At 73.0% G+C, this 9,543-nt stretch carries 12 protein-coding genes and 1 riboswitch; of the genes, 6 read left to right on the forward strand and 6 right to left on the reverse strand.

Features of this window, described 5'->3' with window-relative positions; translation table 11 throughout:
* Window positions 1–74: 74 nt before the first annotated feature.
* Complete coding sequence (locus E1286_RS29800) at window positions 75–1,298, reverse strand: sensor histidine kinase (protein ID WP_132617783.1); 1,224 nt, start codon at window positions 1,296–1,298, stop codon at window positions 75–77.
* Entirely contained in the window at window positions 1,295–1,951 is a 657-nt protein-coding gene (locus E1286_RS29805) for a response regulator transcription factor (protein ID WP_132617785.1), read from the reverse strand. Before E1286_RS29805 ends, E1286_RS29800 begins: the two co-directional genes overlap by 4 nt.
* A 155-nt stretch (window positions 1,952–2,106) precedes the next feature.
* On the opposite strand from E1286_RS29805, the gene E1286_RS29810 reads away from it, so the two are divergent.
* Genes E1286_RS29810 through E1286_RS29825 form a run of 4 tightly spaced genes read left to right on the forward strand, consistent with a single transcriptional unit; the run spans window position 2,107 to window position 5,673 of the window.
* Window positions 2,107–2,622: a hypothetical protein gene (locus E1286_RS29810; protein WP_132617787.1), complete on the forward strand. Its 516-nt coding sequence runs from the start codon at window positions 2,107–2,109 to the stop codon at window positions 2,620–2,622.
* On the forward strand, window positions 2,622–3,743 hold the full coding sequence (locus E1286_RS29815; RefSeq protein ID WP_132617789.1) for a peptidoglycan-binding protein: 1,122 nt from the start codon (window positions 2,622–2,624) through the stop codon (window positions 3,741–3,743). Before E1286_RS29810 ends, E1286_RS29815 begins: the two co-directional genes overlap by 1 nt.
* Complete coding sequence (locus tag E1286_RS29820) at window positions 3,740–4,453, forward strand: ABC transporter ATP-binding protein (protein WP_281282772.1); 714 nt, start codon at window positions 3,740–3,742, stop codon at window positions 4,451–4,453. Before E1286_RS29815 ends, E1286_RS29820 begins: the two co-directional genes overlap by 4 nt.
* Window positions 4,453–5,673: an ABC transporter permease gene (locus E1286_RS29825; RefSeq protein WP_132617791.1), complete on the forward strand. Its 1,221-nt coding sequence runs from the start codon at window positions 4,453–4,455 to the stop codon at window positions 5,671–5,673. Before E1286_RS29820 ends, E1286_RS29825 begins: the two co-directional genes overlap by 1 nt.
* 19 nt (window positions 5,674–5,692) lie before the next feature.
* Here the strand turns inward: E1286_RS29825 and E1286_RS29830 are convergent, their stop codons facing one another.
* Genes E1286_RS29830 through E1286_RS29840 form a run of 3 tightly spaced genes read right to left on the reverse strand, consistent with a single transcriptional unit; the run spans window position 5,693 to window position 7,722 of the window.
* Window positions 5,693–6,124 (reverse strand): hypothetical protein, encoded by a 432-nt coding sequence (locus E1286_RS29830; protein ID WP_132617793.1) that lies wholly within the window; start codon window positions 6,122–6,124, stop codon window positions 5,693–5,695.
* Window positions 6,125–6,182: 58 nt separating this feature from the next.
* A complete protein-coding gene (locus E1286_RS29835) occupies window positions 6,183–6,695 on the reverse strand; it encodes a VOC family protein (protein WP_132617795.1) in 513 nt (170 codons plus the stop codon).
* Between the two features lie 31 nt (window positions 6,696–6,726).
* Complete coding sequence (locus E1286_RS29840; protein ID WP_165969972.1) at window positions 6,727–7,722, reverse strand: rod shape-determining protein; 996 nt, start codon at window positions 7,720–7,722, stop codon at window positions 6,727–6,729.
* Window positions 7,723–7,855: 133 nt separating this feature from the next.
* On the opposite strand from E1286_RS29840, the gene E1286_RS29845 reads away from it, so the two are divergent.
* Window positions 7,856–8,434 carry a class I SAM-dependent methyltransferase gene (locus E1286_RS29845; RefSeq protein WP_132617799.1) on the forward strand — a complete coding sequence of 193 codons (579 nt, stop codon included), beginning with the start codon at window positions 7,856–7,858 and terminating at the stop codon, window positions 8,432–8,434.
* Window positions 8,435–8,491: 57 nt separating this feature from the next.
* On the opposite strand, the gene E1286_RS51410 is transcribed toward E1286_RS29845, so the two are convergent.
* Window positions 8,492–8,617, reverse strand: a complete 126-nt coding sequence (locus E1286_RS51410; RefSeq protein WP_281282773.1) for a hypothetical protein — start codon at window positions 8,615–8,617, stop codon at window positions 8,492–8,494.
* Between the two features lie 318 nt (window positions 8,618–8,935).
* Here E1286_RS51410 and E1286_RS29850 point away from each other — a divergent pair, with 318 nt between their 5' ends.
* Window positions 8,936–9,136: a DUF5302 domain-containing protein gene (locus E1286_RS29850; RefSeq protein ID WP_132617801.1), complete on the forward strand. Its 201-nt coding sequence runs from the start codon at window positions 8,936–8,938 to the stop codon at window positions 9,134–9,136.
* A gap of 162 nt (window positions 9,137–9,298) precedes the next feature.
* Window positions 9,299–9,434: riboswitch (cyclic di-AMP (ydaO/yuaA leader) on the forward strand.
* Window positions 9,435–9,543: the final 109 nt, after the last annotated feature.

The following is a 9,543-nucleotide window of genomic DNA, read 5'->3' on the forward strand; positions in this document are numbered from 1 at the left end:
GGGGTGGGGGGGCGGCGCGCTCGGCCGTTCGGTGCGGGCCGAGTTGGCGCGGGGAGGCGGCGACGGGTCGCGGGTCAGAGGGTGAAGAGGTCGGGGGAGGCTGGGAGTGAGGCGACCACGATCAGGCCGCCGCCGTCACGGGGGCGGGCCCGCACGTCGCCGCCGTGCGCCGTCGCGACCGAGCGGACGATCGACAGCCCGAGCCCCGCGCTCGTCCCGGTCAGCGGCCGTTCGGAGCTGTTGCGGTGGAACGGCTTGAACAGCAGCGGCACGTCGTACGGCGGCACGCTCGGCCCGGTGTTGCTCACCTCCACCTCGACGCGCCCGCCCGGCACGGTACGGCTCACCACCCGCACCCACCCGGTGCCGTCGTCCACGTTGTAGCGGACGCCGTTCTCCACCAGGTTGTGCACGAGCCGTTCGAGCAGCAGCGCGTCCCCGGTCGTGGGGGCGGGCGCGGTGACCTCGTACACGGCGATCCCGGCCGCGGCGGCATCCGCGGCGGTCTGGGCGACCACGTGCGTCACGACGTCGGCCAGGTCGACCGGCGAGCGGTCCGCGACCTCCTGCTCCGACCTGGCCAGCAGGAGCAGGCCGCCGATGAGGCGCTCGTGCCGGGCGTTGATCTCCAGCAGGCTCTCGCCCAGCTCCTTGACGTCGGCCGAGGCCGTACGGCGGTGCATGGCCAGCTCGACCAGCGCCCGGTTCAGCGTCAGCGGCGTGCGCAGCTCGTGGGAGGCGTTGGCCACGAAACGGCGCTGCCCGTCGAAGGAGTGGTCGAGCCGCTCGACCATGGTGTCGAAGGTGTCGGCCAGGTCCTTGACCTCGTCGGGCGGCCCGTCCAGCGCGATGCGCTCGTGCAGACCGCGCTCGGCCATCGGAGCGGCGGCGATCTTGCGGGCGGTCTCGGTGACCAGCCGGAGTGGGGCCAGCACGCGTCCGGCCACCACCCAGCCCAGCCCCATGGCGACGCCGCCGACCATGACGAGCGCGATCATGCCCTGCGTGAGCAGCGAGGTGACCGCGGCGCCGCGCAGCTCCAGCTCCTGCCGGCGCAGCCACTCGATCGCCGCGTCGCCGCTCAGCCTGACGCCGTCGTGGACGAAGAAGACCTGTTTCGTGCGGCCGGGTTCGGTGGTGTACCGGTCGTTGAACGACCGGTCGAGCTGCTGGTCGAACAGCACGTACGTGACGCCCAGCAGCAGCAGTCCGGCGGCGAGGAAGACGGCGCCGTACACGAGGGTGAGCCGCAGCCGCAGCGTCGGCTGCACCGGCGTCAACCACCGCGGAAGGCTCATGTGATCCGGTAACCCACTCCGGGCACGGTCTCCACGACCGGCGGGTCGGCCAGCTTGCGGCGCAGCTTGAGCACGGTGAGCCGCACGGCGCCCGTGAACGGATCCGCGTGCTCGTCCCACGCCTTCTCCAGGAGCTGCTCGGAGGAGACGACGTTCCCGTCGGCCCGCATCAGCTCGGCCAGCACGGCGAACTCCTTCTTCGACAGCGGCACGTACCGCCCGTTCCTGAACACCTCCCGGCGCGCCGGGTCGAGCGTGATCCCGGCCCGCCGCAGCACGGGCGGCGCGGCCGGCCGCGAGCGCCGCCCCAGCGCCAGCACCCGCGCGGCCAGCTCGGGGAACGCGAACGGCTTCGACAGGTAGTCGTCGGCCCCCATGGACAGGCCGGTCACCCGGTCGTCGAGCTGGGCGGCGGCCGTGAGCATGAGCACCCGCGCGTCGGACTCGGACGCGACCAGCGACCGGCACACGTCGTCGCCGTGGACGCGCGGCAGATCCCGGTCCAGCACGACCACGTCGTAGTCGTTGACCGCGATCCGCTCCAGCGCGGCCTCGCCGTCGTGCGCCAGGTCCACCGCGTGGGTCTCCTCACGCAGCCACTCGGCGATCGCGTCGGCGAGCAACGGCTCGTCCTCCACCACCAGCACCCGCATGGCTCGTCCTCTGTGCCCTTTCCCTCGTGGTTACGGAGCCGAGTGTGGCGGAGGCGGCATGTGCTCGAAGTAAACGACCGGCGGAAACGCTGAGGAAACGGCGCAGCCTATTGCATCTCCTCTCGAACGAGGTTCATCCGACAGAGGAGAGTTCCATGAGAGGACGAGTCCTCAGCGCCCTGGCCGCGCTCACCCTCGCCGTGACCGGCTGTGGGGCGGGCGACGGGGGAGAGGCCGACGTGGCGACGCTGACCGGCGCCGGCGGTCAGACCTCCGCCGGCGCGCAGCCCAGCGAAGACCCGCACGCCAGAGCGCTGAAGTTCGCCCAGTGCATGCGTGAGAACGGCGTGGACGTCCCGGATCCGGAGCCCGGCAAGGGCATGATGATGAGGTTCGACGGGAGCGTGCCGCGCGAGAAGGTCGAGGCGGCCCAGGAGGCGTGCAAGCAGTACGCCCCGAGCGGCCAGCGGGCGGGCGGCGGCGACCCCAAGCGCGGGGAGGCGCTGCGCAAGCTCGCCCAGTGCATGCGCGACAACGGCGTCGAGAGCTACCCCGACCCCGAGGGCGGCATGATGCGCATCACGGGCGAGGTCAGCGGCGACTCCGACTTCGAGTCGGCGCGGGAGAAGTGCCAGAAGGAGTCCGCCGAGGCGGGCATGGGAGGCATGTGATGGGTGCCGACCACGAGCGGACGGAGGCGATGCCGCCCCGGCCGCGCCGCCGCCGCGGCCGGGGCGGGCTGGCCGCGGCGCTCATCGTGGTGGTGGCCGCGGCCGGAGCCGCTCTCGTGGCGGTGAACAGCACGGGGCTGCTCGACGGGAACGCCGGCCCGACCAGCTCGGCGGCCGCGCTGCCTCCGGCCACCGCCACCGTCACCCGGGAGACGCTGAACGAGACCGCGGACGCCGACGGCGAGCTCGGCTACGGCCCGGTCACCACGGCCGTGGCCCGCAGGCCCGGCACGATCACCTGGCTGCCGGACAGCGGCGCCACGGTCACCCGCGGCAGGCCGCTCTACCGCCTGGACGCCCGGCCGGTCACGCTCATGTACGGCGACACCCCCGCCTACCGCGATCTCAAGATCGGGGTGGAGGGCCAGGACGTCGAGAACCTGGAGCGCAACCTCAGCAAGCTCGGCTACGACGGTTTCACCGTGGACGACGAGTACACCTGGGACACCGCCGAGGCCGTCATGCGGTGGCAGGACGACCGCGGCCTCGACGAGACCGGCGTGGTCGAGCTGGGCCGGGTCGTCTTCGCCCCCGGCAAGGTGCGTGTGGAGAGCCTCGACGCCGAGGAGGGCCAGCCGGCCGCGCCCGGCCAGAAGGTGCTGACGTACACGGGCACCTCCAAGGTCGTCACCGTGCAGCTGGAGGCGGAGGACCAGCGGATGGCGAAGAAGGGCGCGAAGGTCGACGTCACGCTGCCGGACGGCAAGACCGTCGACGGTGAGGTCACCGAGGTCGCCACCGTCGTCGTGCCGGGTGAGGGCCAGAACGCCGAGCCGGAGACCAGGGTGGAGGCGCTCGTCACGATCGGCGACGCCAAGGCCACCCGCGGGCTCGACAAGGCCGCGGTGGACGTGACGTTCATCGCCTCGCAGCGCGAGGACGTGCTGACCGTGCCGGTGGCGGCGCTGGTGGCGCTGCAGGAGGGCGGCTTCGGCCTGGAGGTCGTGGAGAACGGCCGCTCCCGTTACATCGGGGTCGAGACCGGGCTGTTCGCCGGCGGCAGGGTCGAGGTCACCGGCGACGGGCTCACCGAGGGCATGACCGTGGGGATGCCGCGATGACGCACCCGATGATCGAGCTGACGGACGTGTCCAGGACGTACCCGGGCGGGGTGGCGGCGCTGAGATCGGTGTCGCTGCGGATCGGCCACGGCGAGCTCGTCGCGATCGTGGGCCCGTCCGGGTCGGGGAAGTCCACCATGCTGAACGTCGTCGGCACCCTCGACCGGCCGTCCTCCGGGACCGTCCGCATCGACGGGTACGACGTCTCGGAGCTGACCGACAACCAGCTCGCGGCGCTGCGGGCGACCAGGATCGGGTTCGTCTTCCAGTCGTTCCACCTGGCGGCGAAGGTCCCGGCGCTGGACAACGTGGCCGACGGTCTCGTCTACACGGGCCTGGCCAGGGCCGAGCGGCGCGAGCGCGCGGCGGCGGCGCTGGAACGGGTGGGGCTCGGCCACCGCCTCGACCACGAGCCCCACGAGCTGTCGGGCGGCGAGCGCCAGCGCGTGGCCATCGCCAGGGCCGTGGCGGGCGACCCGCCGCTGCTGCTGGCCGACGAGCCGACGGGCGCCCTGGACTCGGTCTCGGGGGCGGGGGTGATGGAGCTGCTGCACGAGCTGAACGCCGGCGGCACCACCATCGTGATCATCACGCACGACCGGGAGATCGCCGCGAGCCTGCCCCGGCAGGTGCGGATGCGCGACGGTGAGCTGGTCTCCGACTCCGCCGCCGAGCGCCGGCCGCTGCCCGAGCACTCGGGGGTGCGCTGATGGCGGTCGTCGAAGGGGTGCGGCCGAAGCCGTCCCCGGCGCGGCTGCGGCCGGGCGACGTGATGCGGGTCGGCGCGGTCGGCCTGCGGACCCGCCCGCTGCGGGCGTTCCTGTCGGGGCTGGGCATCGCGATCGGCATCGCCGCGATGGTGGCCGTGGTGGGGATCTCGTCCTCGTCGGGAGCGGAGCTCGACCGACAGCTCTCCGCGCTGGGCACCAACCTGCTGACGGTCTCGTCCGGTACGACGCTCACGGGCGAGGCGGCCCAGATGCCGGTGGACGCGGAGGTGATGGTCGAGCGGATCGGCCCGGTGCGGCAGGCCTCGGCGATCGGCGCGGTCGGTGAGGCCAAGGTCTACCGCTCCGAGCGCATCCCCGAGGCCCAGACCGGCGGTATCAGCACGTACGCCGCCCGTCTCGACCTGCCCGCCACGATCGGCGCGGCCCTGCGCAGCGGCACGTGGCTGAACGCGGCCACCGAACGCTACCCGGCTGCCGTGCTCGGCGCGGACGCGGCCGGGCGGCTCGGCATCGGCGCCGCCGGGCCGGACACGCAGGTCGTCGTCGGCGGCGTCCGGTTCACGGTCGTCGGCGTGCTGGAGCCCGTGGCGCTGGCCGCGGACCTGGACAGCGGGGTGCTCGTCGGCTGGCCGGTGGCCGAGCAGCGGCTGGGTTTCGACGGGCATCCGACGACGCTCTACACCCGCTCCGAGGAGTCCCGGCTGGAGGCCGTCCGCGCGGTACTGGCCGGCACCGCCAACCCCGAGGCTCCGAACGAGATGGACGTCTCCCGCCCGTCGGACGCCCTGGCCGCCAAGCAGGCGACCAGCCAGGCGTTCGCGAACCTGCTGCTCGGCGTGGGCGCGGTGGCGCTGCTCGTCGGCGGCGTCGGGGTGGCGAACACGATGGTGATCTCGGTGCTGGAACGGCGGGCGGAGATCGGTCTGCGCCGTTCGCTCGGGGCGACGCGCGGGCAGATCCGCACCCAGTTCCTCGCGGAGTCGCTGCTGCTGTCCGCGCTCGGCGGAGCCGGCGGCGTCCTGCTCGGGACGGGGGTCACGATGGGCTACGCGCTCTACAGCGGCTGGCCCTCCGTGGTGCCGGTCTGGGCCACGGCCGGCGGCTTCGCGGCCACGCTGGCGATCGGCGCCGTGGCCGGCCTCTACCCGGCGATCCGCGCCTCCCGGCTCTCCCCGACCGAGGCGCTGTCCAGCCCCTGAGGCGGCACACCCGGGCGTGCTAGTCGGTCGCGTAGCAGATCGTCTTGCCCACCACCTGCACGCCCGGGTGGTCGCCGGACAGCAGCGTCAGCTCGAACGTGACCCGCGTGCGCGGGTCGCGCAGCACCGAGACGTCCTCGTCGCCGTCGCGCAGGTCCCGGTCGTCGGCGATCTTGGCGTAGCCCATGGCCTGCAGCCGGTCGAGCAGCCCGGCGAAGTCGTCCGTCAGGTCGCTCTCGGCCCGGACGAACCGCCTGACCTGCCCCGGCAGGCACGAGTGGTCCTCGGCCCGCTCCACGGCCGACAGGCGCGACTGGCCGATCAACGCCTCGGCGTCGGCGTCGAGGCGCTGGGCGGCCTCTTGGAGCGTCGGCGCCTCGGAGGCCGCGCACGCCGTCACCGCCGCGGCGCAGAGCAGCGCCGCGGACACGGCATGACGGCGGAAATGCACGACGCGACCCTATCCGGGATCGCCGCGGACCACGGCCGAAACACCAGGAAACGCCCGGTTACGGCCGCCAGCGCCGCAGGTCCGTCTCCTTCTCGTACGCCTGCGGATCCGGGTACGACACCAGCTCCACCGTCGCCCCCCACGGCGTCCGGCAGTAGACGAGCCGGTTGTGCTCGCCCGCCTCCGGCCCCGGTAGCGGGACCGGCTCCGACAGCGCCGTCCCGCCCGCCCCGGCCACCCGGAGCAGCGCCTCGTCCACGTCGTCGACGTACAGGGCGACGTGCTGCCAGCCCAGGTCGCACGGCACGACCGGATCGGCCTGACGCGGCCCGGAGAACTCGAACAGCTCGATCCCGGGGCCGTTCGGCAGGCGCAGCATGCGCACGGCGACCTCCTCGGTTCCCTGCGGGACGCCCAGCCGCCGCTCGGTCGCCCAGCCGCCCTTCGGGCCCCGCTCGCGCGGCAGCGTGTCGTAGAGCACCTCCGCCCCGAACGCGCGGGTGAAGAACTCCGTCGCCGTGTCGAGGTCGGGCACGGTCACCCCGATGTGGTCGATGCCGCGTACCGTCATGAACTGCCTCCAGTTCTCGCCGGGGCGCAGGTCACGCGCGCCCGCCCCGGAGCCTGCCGATCAGGCCCAGGCGGTCCAGGCAGCGGCCCAGACCCAGGGCCATGGAGTCCAGCGGACGGTCCGCCGTCCGCACCGGCATGCGCAGGTGCTCGCGCAGCCGCCGGCCGAGGCCCGGCAGCAGCGCCCCGCCGCCGACCAGGACGACCCCGCGTTCCCCGAGGTCGGCGGCCAGCTCGGCGGGGCAGCGTTCGACGGTCTCCACCGCCACGCGGGCGATGGGCTCGACCGGCTGCGCCGCCGCCTCGCAGAGCCGCCGCACGGGCAGCGGCACCACGTGCTCGCCGCCGGTGTCCCGGTCGCGGGCCCGCACGGGGACGACCTGGCCGTCCAGCGGCTCCCGCTCGGCGCTCGCCCGCATCTTGGCGGCCTCGGCCTCCGACTCGCCGAGGGCCAGCCCGTGCTCGTTCTCGACGAGGCGGGCGATGGCCCGGTTCATGGCCTGCCCCCCGTACGGGACGGACCCGTGCGCCACCACCGCGTCGCCGGAGACCACCGCGACGCGCGTGGCGTCGCGGCCGATGTCGATCACCATCTGCCCGGCGTGCTCGCCGGCCGCCACGCCCGCGCCGAGCGCCGCGGCCAGCGCGTGCGGCACCAGCACGACGTTCCTGGCCTCGGCCTCGTAGGCCATGTCGTGCAGCGCCGCCCGGTCGATCGGTGTGGAGTCGCCGGGCAGCGCCATGACCAGGCGCGGGCGGGCGAACCGGAGTCGGTGCACCTTGCGCATGAGGTGCCGGATCAGGACGCGCGCCAGCTCGACGTCGGCCGGCAGGCCGCCGCTGACCGGCCAGCGGGTCTGGCCGCGGGCGTCGTCGACGGCCTCGGCGCCGTACGCGATGACCTTGCCTGTGCGGCCGTCGAGCAGCACGGCCGAGGGCTCGTCGAGCACGATGCCTTTGCCTTTGGCGTAGATCCGGGTACGCGCCGCCCCCAGGTCCACCGCCAGGTCGCGGCCGAGGAGACTCATTGTCCGAAATGGGGCTTGTGCGTCATGCGTCCTTTCTTTCCGGCGCTTTCCCAACACAACACCAGGAACGACGCGCATCCCCTTTACCCGGACACCGCCGCCCGCGTACGGTGCGATCGCGGAGGTGGCGACCATGCTGGACTACGACCTGGAGGCCGCGCGCTACGACGAGACCCGGGGTGGGCTCCCGCGCGCCAGGGCCGCCGCCGAGGCCGTGCACGGCCTGGTCGGCGGGGTCGCCAACGGCGGCACGCTGCTCGACGTCGCCTGCGGCACCGGGCTGGTGAGCGCGCAGCTGGCCGCGCGAGGGCTGCGCGTGCTCGGGGTGGACGCCTCGGCCGGGATGGCGCGCATCGCGGCCGGTCGGGTCGGCGTGGTGCTGGGCGACGCCCGGCGGCTTCCCGTACGCGACGGCTCGGTGGAAGCGGTCACCACGATCTGGCTGCTGCACCTGCTCGACGACGCCCGGCCGATGATCGCCGAGGCGGGGCGGGTGCTGCGGTACGGGGGAGTGTTCGTGACGACCGTGGACAAACGGGCTTCCCACGGGCCTGGGGGGCGGCCGGATCCGTCCGACCGGGCCGGGACGGTCGTCGCCGAGGCGGCGCGGCACGGGCTGCGGGCGAGCGGCGAGGCCACGTTCACGGGGCACGGTCAGGGCGGCGCCGGGCCGGACCCGGTCTTCCGTCTGCTGGCCTTCCGCCGGGTCTGAACGCGCGGCTCCGGCATGGAGCGGCCGGGCACGCCCGACCCAGCCGCTTCGTCTCCCTCAGTAGTAGTAGCCGTAGTGGTCGCGGTAGCGGCGGCGACGCCGACGGTAGCGGTACCAGTCGCGCTCGCGGCGGCGGCGACGGCGTCTTCGAGGAGGAGGAAGTGCGAAAAGCTCGGCGTACATGTACGCCTCCTCTCTGATCTCCGCACTCGCCCGTGGCGATTGCGGCTCCACGTCCATGCTCCGCACCGCCGCAGGAAGGCGTCCAGGTGAGCCGTCCCGAACTGGGCTATCCGATGCGGGCCACATTCCCGGACGTGACCGGGTCCGCGCGACGACACCCTTCCGCAGACTGTCGGATTGCTGCCGATTTGCGTAATAAGCCCGTTTGATGGTGATCGCGGCGGTACGCGGGTGGGCTCGTACGTCTGGGAGGCCGGTTTCGCGCCGTACGCCATGGCGTGCGAAGCTGTGAGTGTCCCCAACAGCTTGGAGGTCCTCATGGCGGATACACCGGAGCCGGAAGTCAGCGAAACTCCCGAGGACGAGATGAAGCGCAGGTTCCGCGAGGCACTGGAGCGCAAGCGCAACCAGAACGCGAGCGGCGGCGCAGGTGGCAGGGGCGGCGACGCGTCCAAGATTCATGGGGCGCACGGTCCGGCCGCGAGTAAAAGATCGTTCAGGCGCAAGAGCGGCGGCTGAGGTCCGAATTCACCGGGGGTGCGGCGAGTCCGCGCCCCCTTTCCTTTTGTCCTATTAGGTAGATCTTCTTCCGATTCATGACGATTCGTTTGCCTGTGTCGTGATCAATGGTTAAAGTCTTACGCACTACCAGCCGGTGACCTTGTCCTTACCCAAAGGGACGACCGGCTGGCGCCGAATCCCGGACGTTCCGGGAACCGGGGACCCACTATCTGGGGTGAATCCGGCCGCCGCGCCGGTAGGGCATCTCCACGTCCGAACCCGTCAGCTAACCCGGTAGGCGTGATGGAGAGGACACACCATTTCATGCATCACCGCGTCGTACCCCCAGGCCACGTAGTGACGGCCGACCGCTGAGCGGTCCCCTTCCCCAGGCTCGAACCTTGCGCTCCGCGCAGCATCCCCAC

The sequence above is a fragment of the Nonomuraea terrae genome (assembly GCF_004348995.1).
GTDB lineage: Bacteria > Actinomycetota > Actinomycetes > Streptosporangiales > Streptosporangiaceae > Nonomuraea > Nonomuraea terrae.

Bases quoted from the DNA above. Each gene is read 5' to 3' on its own strand.
- E1286_RS29800 (WP_132617783.1), bottom strand. From the start codon at position 1,298: ATGAGCCTTCCGCGGTGGTTGACGCCGGTGCAGCCGACGCTGCGGCTG.
- E1286_RS29805 (WP_132617785.1), bottom strand. From the start codon at position 1,951: ATGCGGGTGCTGGTGGTGGAGGACGAGCCGTTGCTCGCCGACGCGATC.
- E1286_RS29810 (WP_132617787.1), top strand. From the start codon at position 2,107: ATGAGAGGACGAGTCCTCAGCGCCCTGGCCGCGCTCACCCTCGCCGTG.
- E1286_RS29815 (WP_132617789.1), top strand. From the start codon at position 2,622: ATGGGTGCCGACCACGAGCGGACGGAGGCGATGCCGCCCCGGCCGCGC.
- E1286_RS29820 (WP_281282772.1), top strand. From the start codon at position 3,740: ATGACGCACCCGATGATCGAGCTGACGGACGTGTCCAGGACGTACCCG.
- E1286_RS29825 (WP_132617791.1), top strand. From the start codon at position 4,453: ATGGCGGTCGTCGAAGGGGTGCGGCCGAAGCCGTCCCCGGCGCGGCTG.
- E1286_RS29835 (WP_132617795.1), bottom strand. From the start codon at position 6,695: ATGACGGTACGCGGCATCGACCACATCGGGGTGACCGTGCCCGACCTC.
- E1286_RS29840 (WP_165969972.1), bottom strand. From the start codon at position 7,722: ATGAGTCTCCTCGGCCGCGACCTGGCGGTGGACCTGGGGGCGGCGCGT.
- E1286_RS29845 (WP_132617799.1), top strand. From the start codon at position 7,856: ATGCTGGACTACGACCTGGAGGCCGCGCGCTACGACGAGACCCGGGGT.
- E1286_RS51410 (WP_281282773.1), bottom strand. From the start codon at position 8,617: ATGTACGCCGAGCTTTTCGCACTTCCTCCTCCTCGAAGACGCCGTCGC.
- E1286_RS29850 (WP_132617801.1), top strand. From the start codon at position 8,936: ATGGCGGATACACCGGAGCCGGAAGTCAGCGAAACTCCCGAGGACGAG.